Genomic DNA, 18088 nt, shown 5'->3' on the forward strand with positions numbered 1-18088 from the left:
TAACTGGACCGAGCGGACGGCGATCGGAAACGATCGGCACCATGACCGCCTACCTCATCCTCCACGGCTGGCAGAACCACCGCCCCGCGGACCACTGGCAGCACTGGCTCGCCGACCGGCTGACCGAGCTTGGCCACCAGGTGACCTATCCGCAGCTGCCGGACCCGGACGACCCGGAGCTGGAGGTGTGGCTGACCGAGCTGACCCGGTACCTGTCGGAGGGCCCGGACGTCGTCCTCGCCCACAGCGCCTCCGCCGTGCTGTGGCTGCACGCCGCGGCGCGGGGGCTGGTGAAGCCCGGTGACGCGGAGCGTGTGCTGCTGGTCGCCCCGCCCTCCCCGGCCGTCCTCGCCCGGTACCCCGAGGTCGCCGGATTCGCCCCGCCCGCCCTGGACTTCGCCCTGCCCGGCCCCACCCGTCTGGTCGCCGGTGACGACGACCCGTACTGCCCGGAGGGGGCACGCGCGGCGTACGGCGAGCCGCTCGGCATCCGCACCGACCTCCTGCCCGGCGCCGCCCACCTCGACCTGGACGCCGGTTACGGTTCCTGGCCCGCCGTACTGGACTGGTGCCTCGACCCGGAGGCCGAGTTCAGGGTCCGGCAGGTGCCGTAGCCGGGGGCTCCCCGGGGCCCGCGGCACCGGCCCCGCGCAGCTCCGGCGTGGAGACGCCGACCGCCGTCACCGCCGCCAGGCACATCAGCCCCCCGGCGATCAGCGCGGTCGCCCCCGAGCTCCAGCCCGCGACCAGGCCGCCGCGCAGGCTGCCCAGGTGCGGGCCCGCCTGGCCGACGACCGTCTCGGCCGCCGTGACGCGGCCCAGCAGCGCGTCGGGGGTGAGGGTCTGGACGATGGTCGTCCGGGAGAGGACGGCGAGGGCGTCCGCCGCTCCGGCCAGCGCGAGCAGGCCGAGGCCCGCCCAGGCGCTGGTCGTCAGACCGAAGAGGAAGAGGCCCGCGCCCCAGCCGGCGGACGCGCACAGCATCACCGGGCCGGGACGGGCCAGCCGGGTCACCGGACCGGAGAAGGCGGTCGCGGCGACTCCGCCCACCGCCAGTGCGGACAGGAACAGGCCGAGGGTGCGGGGGTCGCCGCCGAAGCGCTCCTCGTTGACCAGCGGGAAGAGGCTGGTCGGCATGGCCAGCACGGTGGCCGCGAGGTCGGTGAGCAGGGCGCCGCGCACCACGCGGTGGCCGACCAGGAAACGCAGGCCGTCGAGGACCCCGTCGACCCCGGGGCGGGACTTGTCGCCCTCGGGCGGCAGCGCGGGCAGCCCGAAGGCGCCGTAGAAGGACAGCGCGAAACTCAGGGCGTCCAGGAGATAGCAGACGCCGATGCCCCACCAGCCGAGGACGACACCGGCGACGGCCGGGCCGACCAGCATCATCGCCTGCCCGGTGACCTGCTGGAGGGCGAGGCCGGCGGCCACCTGGTCCTTGGGCAGCAGCCGCGGTACGAACACCCCCGCCGCGGGGGCGCCGAGCGCGGCGAAGGACGTCTGGGCCGCGACCAGGACGAGGACCACGGCCACCGGAGCGTGTCCGGCGAAGCCCTGCACGGCCAGCAGCAGGGAGCAGACCGCCGAGCCGACGGTGCCGGTGAGATACAGCCGGCGGCGGTCGACGCGGTCGGCCCAGGCGCCCGCGAACAGACTGACGCCGACCATCGGCACCGCCTGCGCGACACCGACCGCGCCGCTCCAGAACGCGCTGCCCGTCATGTCCCAGACCTGGTACATGACGGTGACCATGGTCATGAAGCTGCCGAGCGTGGACACCGTGCGCCCGAACAGCAGCCGCCGGAAGACGGGGGAGGTGCGCAGCGGCCGTACGTCGAGCAGCGCGTCGGACAGGCTCATGAGAGCCGGAGCGGAGGCAGGGTGGGCTGATGCACCCCGGGACGTTAACCGGCCGCCGCCGCCCGGGCCACCTGATTATTCACGCGCTGTCGTTCAGGAGGCGCGCCAGATGCTCGCGGCCCCGGCCGAGCAGCCCCGGAAGCGGCGCGGCCTCCTCGTACCACCGCTTCTCGTACTCCCAGCACAGCCACCCGTCCCAGCCGTGCCGGGAGAGGACCTCGACGCACTCGGCGAGCGGCAGCACTCCGGCGCCGAGCCGCAGCGGGGTGGTGTCCTCGGCCGAGGCGATGTCCTTGACCTGGACGTACCCGAGGTAGGGGGAGAGCGCCGCGTAGGTCTCGCCGGGCTGTTCGCCGCCGAGCCAGGTGTGCATGACGTCCCAGAGCGAACCGACGTTGCGATGGCCGACCAGCCCGAGCACGCGGATCGCGTCGGCGCCGGTGCGGTGCGAGTCGTGCGTCTCCAGCAGAATCCGTACGCCGAGATCGGCGGCGTACTCCGCGGCGGTACCGAGCCGCCGGGCGGCGGTGGCGTCGGCCTCGGCACGGGACTGCTCCGGGCTCGCGCCGGGGAAGACGCGGATGTACGGGGCGCCGAGGTCACGGGCGAGATCGAGCAGCGCACGCAGTTCGTCGATCACGGCCTCGTCGTCCCCGGGCGCGGCGACCCGCGCATACCCGGCCACCCCCAGGATCTCCACCCCGGCGGCCTTGAACTCGCCCACGACATCGGCCCGTTGCTCCGTCCCGATCCCGGGGTGCACGGGCTCCTCGGGATGCGCGCGCAGCTCGACGCCGTGATATCCGTGCGCGGCGGCCAGCCGCAGCACCTCGGGGACGGGGAGACCGGGGACGCCGAGGGTGGAGAACGCGAGTTTCATGCTTGGGGACTCTACGCGTCACTCCCGGGTGCCGTGCAGGTCCAGGCGCCAGTCCTGGCCGACCAGATCCTTGCCGAAGGAGCGGTGCGGCTTCTCGGCGAGGAGGACGAAGCCGTGGCGCTGATAGATGTGGCGGGCGGAGGCGAGGATGTCGTTGGTCCACAGCACCAGGTCCCGGTAGCCGACCTCGCGGGCGAAGTCGACGACGGCCGTGACCAGGCGGTCGCCGATACCGAGGCCGCGGGCGTCCGGCTCGACCAGCAGCAGCCGCAGCCGGGCGGTGGCGGGCGCCTCGTCGCGCACGCACATCACGCATCCCACCGGCCGCCCGTCCAGCTCGGCGATCCACACCCGCTCCAGATGCGGATCGTGATCCTCCGCGAAGTCGGCGACGATCCGCGCCACCAGCCCCTCGTAGTCGGCGTTCCAGCCGTGCTCCGCGGTGTAGAGCGCGGCGTTGCGCTGCACGATCCAGCCCAGGTCGCCGGGTCCAGGCTCGCGCAGCAGCACGTCCTCGCGGCGGGGCGGCCGCCCCTCGGAGAGGAGGTCGCGGACGGTCCGCATGGCCTCCGCGAGCCGGGGCCGCTCGGCGGCGGGCACGGTGGCGAGCAGCGCGCCCACCGATTCGTCCGCCCGCTCGGCGAGCAGCGCGGCGGTCTCCCGGCCGCGCGCGGTGAGCGTGACGCGCCGCCGCCGCGGGTCCCGGCGCGAGGCCGACCGCTCGATCAGGCCGTCGTCCTCGAACTTGTTGAGGATGCGGCTCAAATAACCCGCGTCCAGGGAGAGTTCGGTCCGCAGATCGGCCGCGTCGGTGCGCGGGGAGTGCGCCAGCTCGTACAGGACGCGGGACTCGGTGAGGGTGAACGGGGCGTAGAGGTGTCGGCTGTAGTCGAGGGCGCCGATGACGTTGGTGTAGAAGCGGTTGAAGGCGCGGATGTCCTGGACGGTCATGGCGGTCGGCCCCCGGGTGGCTGGCGCGGATCGTTGACTCAGTCAGAGATGTCGCTGGGTCGAGCGTAGGAGGGCACGTGCCGTCCGTCCAGTCCTCGTGTTGTTCGTCCAGTCCTTCGGCGGGAGGCGGCCGGGGCGGGGCTCACGGCTGCCGGTGCCGTAGCTCGCGGCGGTGCTGCACCAACCGGCCCACGAGCAGGCCCAGGCGTTGCGGGGTGGTGTCGATGCCGGACAGGCGGTCCAGGACCGTCTCCTGCATCACCGCGCGCACGTCGTCGCCGCTGCACCCGTCGGTGGCATGCGCCATCAGGTCGATCACCGTCTCGTCGAGGTCCACCTCGTAGCGGCGCCCGAAGTGGCGCACAATCTCCCGGCGGTCGTCCAGGCCAGGCAGGTCGACGCGGAGGAGGCGGAACCGTTGGGCACGCAGCAGGGGCGGTGGGATCGCCCCGATCCGGGTGGTGAGCGCGACCGCGAGGACCGGGCCGCCCGGTCGCCAGTCACTCAGCTCCACGAGGAACTGGGCCACCACGCCGCTGCCCGGCGCGTCGGGCGGGCGCGCGCCGACGAGGGTGTCGAACCGGTCGAAGACGAGGACCGCGGGGGCCTTGGCGCGGGCCGCGGCGAAGACCTCGCGCACCTTGCGTTCGCTGTCGCCGATGTGCCGGCCCAGCATCTCGGGCCCGGAGACCGCGTGGACGGTGGCGCCGACCGCGTGCGCGACCGCCCGGGCGAACAGAGACTTCCCGGTGCCGTCCGGGCCGTGGAGAATCAGGCCGCGGGGCAGCAGCTCGTGCCGGATCGCCGCCATCGAGGCGGGCAGCAAATGGTGGTGGGTGAACAGCGAGAGGGTCCTGCGCAGTTCGGACTTGACCGAGTCGTACCCCGCGATGTCGTCGAACGTGGCACCGGGAGCCTCGAAGGCGATGAGACCGCCGGCCTCCGAGGCCTCGTCGGCCTCACCGCCGCGGGTGGCCGGGAGGCGGCGCAGCGCGGCCTGTCCCGGGTAGTCCTCGCGTACGGCGGCGAGCAGCGTCTCCAGCGTGAAGCCGAAGGCTCCGTCCTCGACGGCGCGGCAGGTGTCGTACCACCACGTCAGCCTGGTGCCGCCGGTCTGCGCCACGGGCAGTCGCGTGGTGTCCGCGCCGAGGGGCTCCAGGAGCAGCCGGGCGGCTGCCTCGTCCGGGTACAGGCGTGCCAGCACGGAGAGGATGCCCTCGTTCCGCAGCAGCAGCGCGGTGAGCCCACTCAACCCCCGCCCCTCTCGAACAGGAAGCCAACTGCTGCGCGGATCCTATCCCTTGGCACCGGTCGTGACAGGCCGTGCCGGATCCGCGCCGCCCGTGAGACCCCCACCGAAAGAAACGCTTGCGTTTCGCTAATGACCTCCGTAGTCTATCGGTACGAAACGGTTTCGTATTGATGAGTGCCAGGAGGTGGGCCCGATGACGGCGTTCCCGGTGCTGCTCGCCGTCGCTCTCTCCCTCGTCTCGGCGGTCTGCTACGCCACCGCCGCCGTCGTCCAGGAACGGACGGCGGCGGCCACGCCGGGCATGCGCGGCGCACTGGCCCGCGGCGCCTGGTGGGGGTCCGTGGCCCTCAACGCGGGCGGCGCGCTGCTCCACGTGATCGCCCTGCGCTACGGCCCGCTGACCCTGGTCCAGCCGCTCGGCGCGCTGAGCCTGGTGCTGGCGGTGCCGTTGGGCTCGCTGGCCACCGGCCGCCGTACCTCCGGCACCCAGTGGCGCGGCGTCGCCTGCACCCTCGTCGGCCTGAGCGCCCTGCTCCTGGTCACCGCGACGGGCAGCGCGCCGCACGACACGCTGGGCACCGCCGAGGTCCTGGCCGTCGCGCTCGCCGCGGCCGGGGCGGTGGCGGTGCTCGTCAGCCTGGGGAGCGGCGGGGCCGGCGGCCCGGGGACCGGCGGCCTCGCGTTCGCCGCGGCGTCCGGCATCGCCTCCGGCGTCGGCTCCACCCTGTCGCAGAAGCTCGCGGTGGGCCCGACGCTGTCCTGGAGCACGGCCCTGGTCGCGGTCCTGACGGTGGCGTTCGCCGTCGGTGGCCTGCTGCTCTCCCAGCAGGCGTACCGCGGCGGCCTCGGCGGCCCGCTCGCCCTGCTCACCCTGGTCAACCCCGTCACCGCGTCCGCCATCGGCATCGCCCTGCTGGGCGAGGGCTTCCGGTACGGCGGCACGGGCACGCTGCTCGCGCTGGCCGGGGGAGCGGCGGCGGTGTACGGCGTGACGCTGCTGAGCCGGGCCCAGGGGAGCGCGATCACCACGGGCGCGCTGAGCGCGCCGAGGGTTCAGAGCACCCCGGGTGCTCAGACCGCCCCGCGGACTGCGAGCGCCGGGCGCACTCAGGGCACCCCGCACGCCCCGCACGCCCCGCGCACTCCGCGCACTCCGCGCCGGACGGTGCCGGTCGCAGCAGTGGTGGCCCCCCGCCCCTCCCTCACCCCCGCAACCGTCGAACTGACCGGCACCGCCCGGTCGTTGTGAAAGGCAGAGTGCGAACATGACGACCCGGCAGCTGCGCCCCCGTACCGCCGTCGTCCGCCCGGCGGGCCTGGTGGACGTACCGGCGGTGGTCCGCCTGGTCGCCCCGCCGGTGCCCGCGCCCGGGTCCGTGGAGTGCCTGACCGCCGACTGGGACCAGGCGCAGCGTGCCATGCGGCTGCTGCTCGCCCATCACGCCCTGGAGGAGGGGCAGGTGTGGGTGGCCGAGCGCAGGGACGGCGAACTCCTCGCCGCCGCCGTCTGGATGCCACCGGACGCGGGCGCGGAGCCTTCCCGGGACCGTCTCGGCACGCTCTTCGCCCGCGAACTCGCCGTCCGCCCGCCGGAGCCCCCGATCGCCCCGATCCTCCCGACGGCCCTGAAGGGGGCGGGCCCCGCCGAACCGCACTGGACGGTCGTCATCGTCTGCGCCCAGGACGACACGGAGGCGTGGGAACCGGCACTGGTCGCCGAACTCCTGGCCCCCGGTCTGGCGGAGGTCGACGCGGAGGCCGCCACGGCGGTGGCCCTCACGCTCTCCGCCCGCCACACCGACCAACTGCGCTCCCTGGGCTTCCGCCGTCCCCGGCACGTACCCGTGTCACCGGGGCTGGGCGTCTGGCTGACGACGCGCTGTCCGGAGCACCGGCTGGCGGCGTGAATCCCGGCGGGGACGGACGACCACGTTCTGATGCCGGCCCGCGTTCCGCCCCGGCGCGCGGTGTGGTGCAGGTCCGCGTTCCCGGCCCGCTCACGGTGTGATGCCGGTCCGCATTCCAGGCCCGCCCACGGGGTGATGCCGGTCCGCATTCCCGACCCGCTCACGGTGTGATGCCGGTCGGTCCGCATTCCCGGCCCGCCCGCAGTCGGGCGCGGGCCCGGAATGCGGACCGACCGGCGTTTGAGGACGAGGCCCCTTCAGGGCCGAAGCGGGGGTCTGGGGGCGGCAAGCCCCCGGAGTCACGGCACCCTGACGCCGGTCACGCGTCCACCGGTGACGCGACCACCGCCCGCGAGATCGCCGGCGGCGCCGTCACCCCCGAGGCCCCCCGGAAGATCCCCGAACCATCAACTCCCCCCGGATCACGGCGATCCCCCCGGGCGGCGGCTCCTCCCGCCCCATGGCGATCCGACCCGCCCGGGCCCCCGCCTCCGCCAACGGCAACCGCACCGTCGTCAGCGCGGGCACCGCGTCGATGCTGAACGGCAGGTCGTCGAACCCGGCGACGGACACGTCGTCCGGAATCCGCAGCCCCGAGTCCCGCAGCGCCGCGCACGCGCCCAGCGCGACGGAGTCGTTCGCCGCCACCACCGCCGTGAGCGACGGGTCGCGCCGCAGCAGTTCCAGCGTCGCCTCGTACCCGGACCGCCGGTCGTACCGCCCGTGCACGGTCCAGCGCGGGTCCTCCTCGATCCCCGCGTCGGCGAGCGCCGCCCGGTGTCCTTCCAGCCGGTGCCGGGTCGTCGTCCGCTCCTCGGGGCCCGCGATGTACCCGAGTCGGCGATGGCCGAGGCCGATCAGATGCTCGGTCAGTTCCCGTCCGCCCCCGCGGTTGTCGAAGGTCAGCGCGATCGCCGACGTGTCCGGCACCGCAGGCCGCCCGCACAGCACCACCCGCGTCCCCGCCTCGCCCAGCTTCCGCAGCTTCGCCGCCACGGCCGCCGCGTGCGGCGCGTCCTCGACGGCGCCGCCGGTCAGCACGACGGCCGCCGCCCGCTGTCTCTGCAGCAGGGTCAGATAGGTCAGCTCACGCTCCGGGGAGCCGCCCGTGTTGCAGACCACCGCCAGCCGTTCACCGCCCGCGCGGCCGCCCGGCCCGCCGATCTCCGACTGGATCGCGCCGGCCATGATCCCGAAGAACGGGTCGGCGATGTCGTTGACGAGAATCCCCACCAGGTCGGACGTGGCCGCGGCCAGCGCGCTCGCCGGTCCGTTCAGTACGTAGTCCAGCTCGTCCACGGCGCGCAGCACCCGCTCGCGGGTGGAAGCGGCCACGGGGTAGTTCCCGTTCAGCACGCGCGACACCGTCGCGGGCGAGACCTGTGCGCGCGCCGCCACGTCCGCCAGGGTCACCGTCATCTCGTCGTCCTCCGGTCGCGCATCTCAGTCGTACCTCGTTGTACACGCACAGGCGCAGGGCATTGGTTTCGTGCAGGCCACGCGGACATCGCAGGCCACCACGCGGACATCGCAGGCCACGCGGACACAGCAGGCCGCGCAGCCACCCAGACCTTAAGGCCCCCGCCCCGAGTTGTTCGCCCCCTCGAACAACTCAACCCCGTCACGGTCTTGTCCGGACCGCTGGTCAGAGGCTAGCTTCTTCCTAGATAGAAAGCGCTTGCTGTATCGCTCACCAGTCGAGGCGTACGCGGCGCGCACAACCGCGTACGGAATGCGCAGGGAACGCTGCGCACGACGCCTACGAAGGGATCGACGTGACACGCAAGACGGTGCGTATCGCCATGAACGGTGTGACCGGGCGCATGGGCTACCGCCAGCACCTGGTCCGCTCCATCCTGGCCCTCCGTGAGCAGGGCGGCCTCGACCTCGGCGACGGCACCGTGCTGTGGCCGGAGCCGATCCTGGTCGGCCGCCGCGAACACGCGCTGAAGGCGCTCGCCGAGCAGCACGGCCTGGAGCACTGGGCCACGGACCTGGACGAGGTCCTCGCCGACGAGAGCGTCGAGATCTATTTCGACGCCCAGGTCACCTCGGCCCGCGAGGAGGCGATCAAGAAGGCGATCGCGGCCGGCAAGCACATCTACACGGAGAAGCCGACGGCCACCGGCCTCGACGGCGCCCTGGAGCTGGCCCGCCTCGCGAACGCGGCGGGCATCAAGCACGGCGTCGTCCAGGACAAGCTCTTCCTCCCCGGCCTGCTCAAGCTCAAGCGCCTCATCGACGGCGGCTTCTTCGGCCGCATCCTCTCCGTCCGCGGCGAGTTCGGCTACTGGGTCTTCGAGGGCGACTGGCAGCAGGCCCAGCGTCCGAGCTGGAACTACCGCGCCGAGGACGGCGGCGGCATCGTTGTCGACATGTTCCCGCACTGGGAGTACGTCCTGCACGAGCTGTTCGGCCGCGTGCAGTCCGTCCAGGCCCTCACCGCCACCCACATCCCGCAGCGCTGGGACGAGAACGACAAGCCCTACGACGCGACCGCGGACGACGCCGCGTACGGCATCTTCGAACTCGAAGGCGGCGCGATCGCCCAGATCAACTCCTCCTGGGCCGTCCGCGTCAACCGCGACGAACTCGTCGAGTTCCAGGTCGACGGCACCGAGGGCTCGGCCGTGGCGGGCCTGCGCAACTGCCGTGTCCAGCACCGCAGCGCCACCCCCAAGCCGGTCTGGAACCCCGACATCCCCGCCACCGAGGTCTTCCGCGACCAGTGGCAGGAGGTCCCGGACAACGCCGAGTTCGACAACGGCTTCAAGGCGCAGTGGGAGCTCTTCCTCAAGCACGTCTACGCCGACGCCCCGTACCACTGGGACCTTCTCGCCGGCGCCCGCGGCGTCCAGCTCGCCGAGCTGGGCCTGAAGTCCTCGGCGGAGGGCCGCCGTCTCGACGTACCGGAGATCTCGCTGTGACGATCCGACTCCCCGACTTCAAGGGCGGGTTCAGGGCGTACGAGCCCCGCACCGAACCGCTCGCGGTGACGACCGGCACCCCCTTCACCTCCCGTACGGTCTTCTCGGCGGCGCACGTCGTCGCCGACCCGTTCGCCGACACCACCCCCGACTCACCGGCCGCCGTCGACTGGGACGCCACCCTCGCCTTCCGCCGCCACCTGTGGTCCCACGGACTCGGGGTCGCCGAGGCGATGGACACCGCCCAGCGCGGCATGGGCCTGGACTGGGCGGGCGCGGCGGAGCTGATCCACCGCAGCGCCGCCGAGGCCAAGGCGGTCGGCGGTCTCATCGCGTGCGGTGTCGGCACCGACCAGCTCACCGGCCCGGCGACCCTGGCCGAGGTCCGCGCGGCGTACGAGGAGCAGCTCGCCCTCGTCGAGGAGTCCGGCGCCCAGGCCATCCTGATGGCCTCCCGCGCCCTCGCGGCGGCGGCGCAGGGCCCCGAGGACTACCTGGAGGTCTACGGCCACCTGCTCCGCCAGGCCACCGAGCCGGTGATCCTGCACTGGCTGGGCCCCATGTTCGACCCGGCCCTGGAGGGCTACTGGGGCTCGTCCGACCTGGACGCGGCGACGGACACCTTCCTTCAGGTCATCGCGGCCCACCCCGACAAGGTCGACGGCATCAAGGTCTCCCTCCTGGAGGCCGGGCGCGAGATCGACATCCGCCGCAGGCTCCCGCAGGGCGTCCGCTGCTACACCGGCGACGACTTCAACTACCCCGAGCTGATCGCGGGCGACGAGAAGGGCTTCAGCCACGCCCTGCTCGGCATCTTCGACCCGCTGGGCCCGCTGGCGGCGGAGGCGGTACGGGTCCTGGACACCGGAGACGTGGCGGGATTCCGGGGCCTGCTGGACCCGACCGTCGAACTCTCCCGCCACCTCTTCCAGGCCCCGACCCGCTTCTACAAGACGGGCGTGGTGTTCCTGGCCTGGCTCGCGGGCCACCAGAGCCACTTCACGATGGTCGGCGGCCTCCAGTCGGCCCGCTCCCTGCCGCACTTCGCCCGCGCCTACGAACTCGCCGACGGCCTGGGCCTCTTCCCGGACCCGAAACTGGCGGAGGAGCGCATGAAGAACCTGCTGAGCGTGTACGGGGTGAACCAGTGACCGCGACCGGCGACCTCTCCCGTTTCTCCATCAACCAGATGACGGTCAAGCAGCTGTCGCTGCCAGAACTGGCCGACGCCTGCGGCGAGTCGGGCATCACCCACGTGGGCCTGTGGCGCGAGCCGGTCCAGTCGTACGGCGTGGAGGCGACCGCCAAGCTGGTCCGCGACGCGGGCCTGACGGTCACGACCCTGTGCCGGGGCGGCTTCTTCACCGCGATCGACCCTGCGGAGCGGTCCGCCGCGCTGGCCGACAACCGGCGCGCGATCGACGAGGCGGCCACCCTCGGCACGGACACCCTGGTCCTGGTCTCCGGCGGTCTGCCCGCCGGTTCGAAGGACCTGCACGGCGCCCGGGAGCGGATCGCCGACGCGCTGGCCGAGCTGGGCCCGTACGCCGAACAGCACGGCGTCCGGCTGGCCATCGAGCCGCTCCACCCGATGTACGCGTCGGACCGCTGCGTGGTCTCGACCCTCGCCCAGGCGCTCGACATCGCCGAACGCTTCCCGGCGCACCAGGTCGGCGTCACGGTCGACACGTACCACATCTGGTGGGACGACCACGCGCCCGCGCAGATCGCCCGGGCGGGCGCGTCCGGCCGCATCCACACCTTCCAACTCGCCGACTGGACCACCCCGTTGCCCGAGGGTGTCCTCAACGGCCGCGGCCAGATCGGCGACGGCGCGATCGACATGCGCGAGTGGCAGGGATACGTCGAGGCGGCCGGCTACACCGGCGCCATCGAGGTGGAGCTGTTCAACGACGCGCTGTGGGCGCGGGACGGGCGGGAGGTGCTGGCGGAGACGGCTCGGCGTTTCGTCGAGAACACCGACTGAGCCCTTCCGGCGGAAGGCTGCGGGCGGTGCGGACCTCCTTCCTCGCCGCCCGCTCCGTCGTCACGCCCGCCCGAGGAGGGCTCACCGAATCCGCCGGGGACCGTCGGCTCAGTGGGGCACGCTGGGCGTGGGCGGTTCCCTTCCCGGGCCGCCGGAGGCGCCGTTCCCGCGGGTGTCCCCGACCGCGCTCAGGGCCTCCGTGACCTGCGCGAGCCGCGCCCGCCTGAGGCGGACCCGGGCCAGCAGGTCGTTGGACGTCAGGTGCAGGAGGTTCACGACGAGGATCGCCGGGGCGACGACGGCGACCGCCTCCGGCAGCGTGGGCTCCAGGAGCAGCGCGAGGATGATCGCCGTGATGCCGTTCTGCTGGCTCAGGCAGAGGGAGGTGCGGTCGCGTGCCGTGAAGCCCAGGGTGACCACGGCCCCCACCACGCCCTGCGCCACGAACGTGGCGACCCCCAGCACCGCACCCACGGAGTAGACGGCGCCCTTGGCCAGCAGCATCCCCAGCAGGAACGTGGCCACCCACAGCGCCGCGTTGGTCGCCCGGCCCAGCCACCGCCCGAGCGGCGGCCGGAAGAACAGCGCCGACACGGCCAGCCCCAGCATCAGGAACTGCCAGGTCGCCACCGCCAGCAGCGCCACCAGCGCGCCGATCTGCAGCACCGCCCGCCGCGGCCCGACCGGCTCGTCCCGCCGCGCCCTCGGCTGCCGCACGACGAGCCACAGCCCGGCCGCCACCACCAGCAGCACCGCGTTGCCGATCAGTGTCTCCGCGTACGAGGTGGCACCCGAGGAGACGCTCCCGGCGTCGGTGAGCACCATCGAGCCCAGGATCACCACGAGCACCGTCGTCACCGGGTCGTCGAACGACGCCCAGGCCGCCAGCAGTGACTTCGCGCGGGGCGACATGTCCCGGGCCTCCAGCATCGCCGACACCGAGAGCGGGTCGATCTGCGCCATGGCCACCGCGAGCACCAGATAGTCCGACTTCCCGTGGAAGGCGAGCCACAACGCCCCCGCGATGAACGCCGCCTTGACGACCACGCCGAAGGTGATCGCGACGACGATCCGGTAGACGTCACCGCGGCCTTCGGGGCGCCCCACGCCACTGGCGCTGCCGTACAGGCCCACGGCGAGCAGCCCGGCGGTCAGATGGCCGTAGAGCCCGCCCCCGGCCCGGGCCTCCATGGTCCAGAACTGGCCGGCCAGCAGGCCCGCGCCGGCGATGAGGAGAGGCAGGAGGAGGGAGAGCAGGAAGGGGTGGAAGGCACCGGCCTGGTGCCCTCCGGCGCCCCCGTCGGACGACGGGGTTCCCTCCTCCTCAGCCATGCGACAGCTCTCGCCCCAGCTGTCCGAGCCGCCGGTCGGCCTCGGCCACACGTGCCTGGTCGAGGGTCACCGCCATCAGGTACCGCCCGCCCGGCAGCGTGTGGAAGTAGACGGCCCCCTGTTCCACGTCGAGCACGATCTGGTGGAGCCGTCCTTCGAGGAGCGCGCTCAGCGACGCGTTCATCCTCTGGGCGACTCCGGGCAGCAGCTCTCCCATGCGGGCGTACTTCTCGCGCCGCCGCTCGGGCGTCGTCACACGGAAGTAGCGGCTCAGCGACGGATGGCGGAAGATGTCCGCGCTGCACACGGCCGTGCCGCCGGAGTAGTAGGCGACATGGTGGAGTCCGTTCACGTCCAGGGCGGCACTCAGCAGACCGGCCGTTCCGTCCGGGGCGTCGGCGCTGGGCGACTCGCTCTCGGTGTGGCAGGCGTCGGCGGGGGCGACGGACAGTGACTCGGGTGCGGGGGCCGGGGGAGCGGCCGACTTCTTGCTCAGATACGAACCGAAATCCCATTGGCTGTAATTGACCGAGACCCTGAGCTCGTTGACGGCGTCGGCGACGCGTTCGTCGAGTTCGTCGAATCGTTGTGCCGAGCCGGAGTCGTCGAGGGAGTGCGTCGAGTAGGTGGCGCCGTAAAGGTGGAGTCCGGGTTCCACGAGGTAATAGAAAATCGCACCCGAAGGCACCCGCAGCACCGTTCGCATGAGCGCGCCCGTACGTAATTCGGCGAAATCCGGCTCCAGTTCTTCGAGAATGTAGAAGAGATGCCGCCCCGCCCGCTCGTGGGAGCGGGAGATCAGCGGGACTCCTTCCCCGTCCGTGTCTCCCGACACGTCGGCGTCCAGGACCACCTTCGCCGTGTCACCGTCGTAGAGGATCAGGTGGGCCAGACCCTCGGCGTCGAGCAACCGGCTCAGCTGTGTCCCGAGTCGGGCCAACTCGGGGCTCTCGCCGCTGGGATAGCGCGCGGCGGCTGCGGCGGTGGCGCCCGAAGGGTCAGTCACTGTGCACCTCCAGATCGGCTCCGGTCCTGCGGTACGGCCCGGCCAGCAGGGTCCTGGCGAGCGGGTGTCCCTCCGGAAAGTATTCGAGGACCCGGCGGACGAGGATTGCTCCCAGTTCCGGATGGGCCTCGGGCCGGGAGGACAGGAGGTTGGCCATGGCCGTCAGGGTGACCGGGTGCCGCTCTCCCCAGGCCGACTGCTGCCGGCACACTTCGTAGATCGCCTCGTCCTCGGCCGCCAGCTCGAAGTTGGTACCCTCGCCCGACATGGCCAAACAGTTGTTCTGATTCATGCGTGCGACCAGCGTGTAGCGGTGGTTGCGGCCGAACGTCTCCCTGAGCTGGAGCACCGCCTTGCCCGCGTACTCGGCGGCCTCCGCGGCGTCCTCCTGGGTGGCGCCCTCGCGGTCGAGGAGATACAGCGCCAGGTTGCTGCGGCAGATGCCCGTGAAGGGGTGGCTCTCGCCGTACATCTCCACGTACCGCCCGAGTTCCTCCCGGATGTAGTCCGCCGCCTCGCCGCTCTGTCCGTCGGCGTGCAGCCCGATCGCGACGGCGACGCGGCAGGACATCGTGCGCGGGTGGCGTGCGCCCCACAGGCCGCTCAGTCTGGTCTGCGTGTCGTTGAGCAGCGGCAGTCCGTACTGCACCGCTCCCCGCCGGATCCACGTCATGCCCAGGCTGGCGAGCACGTGCAGGGTGTGCAGGGAGTTCTCCCCCTCGATGGTGGTGAGCTGATCGCGCGCCTGGATCAGATAGCGCTCCGAGGGCTCCAGCCGCCCTTCCTCCCGGTAGAAGGTGCCCAGGGTGCCGTACGAGACCCAGGCCCGGTAGTCGTCGGAGGGGGTGACCTGACTGCGCTGGCTGTGGGTGGCCTGCTCCTGGAGCACGGCCGCCTCGGCGGACTCCAGGAAGAACCTGGACCAGGCGAGGTTGTGCGAGGCGGACAGCGTCGCGTTGTGCGCGCCGCCGATGAGCCGGTTGAGCCCCGAGAAGGTCCGGCGGTCCTCCTCGTAGGCGCTCCGGAACTCGCCGCAGGCCCGCAGGCCCGCCGCGTAACCGCGGCTCGCCATCAGCGTGTACAGCTCGGGCTCCTGGCCCAGGCGCTGTCGCCCGCGCTCGGTCTCGACCGCGTGCCGGCTCAGCCGGAGGGCCTCGGGATAGTCGCCGAGCATCCGGCAGGCCGCGGCGACCTGCACCTCCATGCGCAGCACCATGGTGGCGTCGGCGCCGAGAACGGACCGCCACCGCAGCAGGACGCTCTCCCCCAGCTCCCGTGCGGCCGTCCAGCGGCCCGACGTCCAGCGGTGGTAGACCTGGCTGACCAGCCAGCCGTGCACCTTCGGATCGTCGCTCTCCAGCGCCTTGGAGGTCAGCACGTGCCGGTCCAGTTCCGCGAAGCGGGGGCGGTACCTGAGATCGTGCCGGTCCAGGTCGTCGGGCACCCGGGCGGCCAGCACCGACAGGACCTGGGCGCGCAGCCGCTCCCGCTCCTCGTCCGACAGCCAGCCACGGACCAGGTCCTGCACGATCCGGTGCACCTTGAGCGTCTCGGAGCGGTAGTCCAGTACGGCGAACGCGAGGTCGTCGAGGCTCTTCACGCGGCTCTGCAGCACGAAGGTCCCGCGCTCCAGTTCCGGGTCGACCTCGCCGAGCACCGCCAGCATCGCCTTCGACTGGATGAGGTCCAGGCCGACGCCCTCCGGCGACAGGAAGGAGCACAGCTCCAGGAGCCGTGCCGCGGCGGGGGAGTTGGCCCGCAGGGCGTCGTAGGCCTGGCGGTAGATCCGGGTGAAGGAGCGCTGCCCGTGGGCGGAGACCTCCTCCCGCAACGGCAGTTCACCCCCGTCGAGGCGGGCGATGTAGTCGCCGACGGACTGCGGGAAGCGGCCCAGTTCGGCGGCGGCCGCCTCCTCGGCGATGGCCAGATGTCCGGTCCGCTCGGCCAGCAGGGCCAGTTCCTCGTCGTCCGCGGCCGGCAGCTTGCGGCCGAGCAGGGCCAGGCTCTCCTCGGGGGTGAAGACGTCCACCCGGTGCCTGGTGAACTCCGACGACCACTGGGAGCTGGTCGAGGTGATCAGCACATGCCCCATGCCGCCGCTAGGAATGAAGGACTTGACGGACGCCTGGTCCTGCGCCCCGTCGAAGACGAGCAGCCACCGGGGGGTGTGGCGCCCCCGCCGCAGGTCCTCCAGCACGGCGCGCAGTTCGTCGCCGGACGACCGTGCGTCGCCGAAGGCCTCGTTCAGGGACCGGGCGAGCTCCGCGAAGGACTCCGTGATGCGGTCGGGGTCCATGGCGGGGATCCACCAGACGAGGTCGTACTGGGAGGCGAAACGGTGGGCGTACTCCAGCGCGATCTGATGTTTGCCGACGCCCATCATTCCGTACAGCACCTGGGGAGAGGTGTAGGAGGCGGCGGCGAACGCGAACTTCTCCTGCAGCGCGGCCAGTTGTGTGTCGCGCCCGACGAACTCGGCGTTGGGCATGGGCAGGTTCCACACGGTGGGCTGCCTGCCGGGGAAGCGCGGCCCGGCCGTGGAGGACGGCTGCCCCGCCTCGTCGAGCCGCATTCCCAGCTGGGCCAGCAGCATCTCCCGGGCGGCCCCCTCCGAGGGACAGTCCAGGTTGACGGCACCCGGCCAGTCGTACTTCGTGGCCAGCCGCCCGGTGCCGATCCGCACCCGGATGACCTGCTGCTCCCGGGGGTTGTCGCTGACGAGCGCGCCGCTGTTGAGGCGCGACACCATGTCACCGGCCCGGGTCCGGGTCAGGTGCGGGGACAGCAGGGCCAGGACGTAGTCGGTGTCCGGCAGCGAGTCCGCGGGCTCTCCGTCGGGCTGTGGGGGTACGACGACGATCCCGGCCGGGCGGAGCTGCTCGGTGATCCACTCGGCCCACAGCCGGTCCTTCGGCGCGCTGACGACGGTGAGCGTCTGGGGCTCCAGCAGGGGGCGGGCCTTGTGGCCCAGGGTGTCGAGCATGCGGTGGTACGAGTCCCGGGCGGCGCGCGGGATCGGCCGGAAGCCGTCGACGTCCTGGTCGGTGATGCGCGCGACGGCCTTCACGTACTGGGCGAGGACGGAGTAGGACTGCCGGGGGTCCTCCTCCATCACCGCGAGTTCTTCCCCGTAGGCGAAGAACGCCCGGTACGGCACCTGCACCTCACCCCAGTAGGCGGCGAGGTCCCGCTCGCCCTCGGTCTGCAGATACGGGTCCAGTGCCTCGCGGGCCTCCGCCAGGCAGCGCTCGAGTCTGATCATCTCGGAGCTGTCGATGCGCATGGGCAGCACATGCAGCCGAATGGGCCGGGCCGAACGGCGGATGCGCTGGGCGACCTGCTGCGCGCCCCGGATCGCCTGCCGGTTCATGGCCAGGGCGATGACGACGGTGTCCGGCAGGGTGACGGTGCAGATCCCCGCACTGTCGGAGAGCCCGGTGCGGCTGTCGATGAGGATGTAGTCGAAGTCGCTGTCGTGCATCCGGGTGCGCAGGGCCTCCAGGAATTCCCTGCCGTCCTGGCTGCTCTGGAACGTGGCCCAGTCGAACCTGTGCAGCCGGTCGGCGTAGTCGTCGTCGTTCACCCGGCCGGGGCCGATGTAGTGGAGTTCACCGCCCTGCGGGAACTCGTAGCCGAGCCTGACGCCGTAGCGCTCGACATTGGCGTGCTCGGCGTGCAGCGCCCGCAGGTTCTCCGGGATGCCGGTGCCCGTCAGGGCCTGGCGCCCGGCGGCGAGGGCGAACGCGGAGAACATGTCCAGCACACCGTCGTCGTGACTCAGCTCCGCCGAGGGCAGGTACGCCCCGTAGTACAGATGGAGGCCCGGTGCCTCCAGGTCCCAGTCCATGACCAGGACCTTCTTTCCCTGGCTCGCCATGATCCAGGCGGCGTTGGCCAGAGCCATGGTGCGCCCTGCCCCGCCCTTGAACGAGTAGAACGAAATGATCTGTGTCGGTCGACCGGTCCTGCCCATCCCCCGCCCCACGTGC

The 18088-nt window shown here is 72.4% G+C and carries 14 protein-coding genes; 6 read left to right on the forward strand and 8 right to left on the reverse strand.

The genetic code is table 11. The features are described 5' to 3' along the window. The first annotated feature begins 41 nt into the window (after positions 1 to 41). Positions 42 to 614 carry an alpha/beta hydrolase gene (locus DI272_RS32035; RefSeq protein ID WP_109498657.1) on the forward strand — a complete coding sequence of 191 codons (573 nt, stop codon included), beginning with the start codon at positions 42 to 44 and terminating at the stop codon, positions 612 to 614. Here the strand turns inward: DI272_RS32035 and DI272_RS32040 are convergent. The 4 genes from DI272_RS32040 to DI272_RS32055 all read right to left on the reverse strand — a co-directional run bounded on the left by DI272_RS32040 (position 592) and on the right by DI272_RS32055 (position 4940). Continuing rightward, a complete protein-coding gene (locus DI272_RS32040) occupies positions 592 to 1857 on the reverse strand; it encodes an MFS transporter (RefSeq protein ID WP_109498658.1) in 1266 nt (421 codons plus the stop codon). The two genes, DI272_RS32035 and DI272_RS32040, sit on opposite strands and share 23 nt — an antisense overlap. 79 nt (positions 1858 to 1936) lie before the next feature. Then, positions 1937 to 2737, reverse strand: a complete 801-nt coding sequence (locus DI272_RS32045) for a sugar phosphate isomerase/epimerase (protein WP_109498659.1) — start codon at positions 2735 to 2737, stop codon at positions 1937 to 1939. Between the two features lie 18 nt (positions 2738 to 2755). Beyond that, positions 2756 to 3688 (reverse strand): bifunctional helix-turn-helix transcriptional regulator/GNAT family N-acetyltransferase, encoded by a 933-nt coding sequence (locus DI272_RS32050; RefSeq protein ID WP_109498660.1) that lies wholly within the window; start codon positions 3686 to 3688, stop codon positions 2756 to 2758. 142 nt (positions 3689 to 3830) lie between these two features. After that, on the reverse strand, positions 3831 to 4940 hold the full coding sequence (locus DI272_RS32055; protein WP_109498661.1) for an AAA family ATPase: 1110 nt from the start codon (positions 4938 to 4940) through the stop codon (positions 3831 to 3833). A gap of 193 nt (positions 4941 to 5133) precedes the next feature. Between DI272_RS32055 and DI272_RS32060 the strand changes: the two genes are divergently transcribed. Both DI272_RS32060 and DI272_RS32065 read left to right on the forward strand, forming a co-directional pair. After that, positions 5134 to 6189 carry a hypothetical protein gene (locus DI272_RS32060; RefSeq protein ID WP_109498662.1) on the forward strand — a complete coding sequence of 352 codons (1056 nt, stop codon included), beginning with the start codon at positions 5134 to 5136 and terminating at the stop codon, positions 6187 to 6189. Positions 6190 to 6205: 16 nt separating this feature from the next. Continuing rightward, positions 6206 to 6847 (forward strand): hypothetical protein, encoded by a 642-nt coding sequence (locus DI272_RS32065; protein ID WP_109498663.1) that lies wholly within the window; start codon positions 6206 to 6208, stop codon positions 6845 to 6847. A gap of 372 nt (positions 6848 to 7219) precedes the next feature. Here DI272_RS32065 and DI272_RS32070 read toward each other — a convergent pair whose 3' ends face one another. Beyond that, positions 7220 to 8266, reverse strand: coding sequence for a LacI family DNA-binding transcriptional regulator (locus DI272_RS32070; RefSeq protein WP_109498664.1), 1047 nt, complete (start codon positions 8264 to 8266; stop codon positions 7220 to 7222). A 356-nt stretch (positions 8267 to 8622) separates the two neighbouring features. Between DI272_RS32070 and DI272_RS32075 the strand changes: the two genes are divergently transcribed. Genes DI272_RS32075 through DI272_RS32085 form a run of 3 tightly spaced genes read left to right on the forward strand, consistent with a single transcriptional unit; the run spans position 8623 to position 11761 of the window. Further along, positions 8623 to 9774 (forward strand): Gfo/Idh/MocA family protein, encoded by a 1152-nt coding sequence (locus DI272_RS32075; RefSeq protein WP_109498665.1) that lies wholly within the window; start codon positions 8623 to 8625, stop codon positions 9772 to 9774. Further along, the gene (locus DI272_RS32080) at positions 9771 to 10925 is read left to right on the forward strand and encodes a dihydrodipicolinate synthase family protein (protein ID WP_109498666.1); all 1155 of its coding nucleotides are present in this window, start codon (positions 9771 to 9773) and stop codon (positions 10923 to 10925) included. The genes DI272_RS32075 and DI272_RS32080 overlap by 4 nt, the downstream gene beginning before the upstream one ends. 38 nt (positions 10926 to 10963) lie before the next feature. Continuing rightward, on the forward strand, positions 10964 to 11761 hold the full coding sequence (locus tag DI272_RS32085; protein WP_109501161.1) for a sugar phosphate isomerase/epimerase: 798 nt from the start codon (positions 10964 to 10966) through the stop codon (positions 11759 to 11761). A gap of 108 nt (positions 11762 to 11869) precedes the next feature. Here the strand turns inward: DI272_RS32085 and DI272_RS32090 are convergent, their stop codons facing one another. Genes DI272_RS32090 through fxsT form a run of 3 tightly spaced genes read right to left on the reverse strand, consistent with a single transcriptional unit; the run spans position 11870 to position 18072 of the window. After that, positions 11870 to 13093, reverse strand: coding sequence for a hypothetical protein (locus DI272_RS32090; RefSeq protein ID WP_109498667.1), 1224 nt, complete (start codon positions 13091 to 13093; stop codon positions 11870 to 11872). Further along, the gene (locus tag DI272_RS32095; RefSeq protein WP_146238410.1) at positions 13086 to 14099 is read right to left on the reverse strand and encodes a hypothetical protein; all 1014 of its coding nucleotides are present in this window, start codon (positions 14097 to 14099) and stop codon (positions 13086 to 13088) included. The genes DI272_RS32090 and DI272_RS32095 overlap by 8 nt, the downstream gene beginning before the upstream one ends. Then, positions 14092 to 18072 (reverse strand): FxSxx-COOH system tetratricopeptide repeat protein, encoded by a 3981-nt coding sequence (gene fxsT, locus DI272_RS32100; protein WP_109498669.1) that lies wholly within the window; start codon positions 18070 to 18072, stop codon positions 14092 to 14094. Before fxsT ends, DI272_RS32095 begins: the two co-directional genes overlap by 8 nt. Between the last annotated feature and the right edge of the window lie 16 nt (positions 18073 to 18088).

The organism is Streptomyces sp. Act143, from assembly GCF_003143935.1.
In the GTDB taxonomy this organism is placed as follows: Bacteria; Actinomycetota; Actinomycetes; order Streptomycetales; family Streptomycetaceae; genus Streptomyces.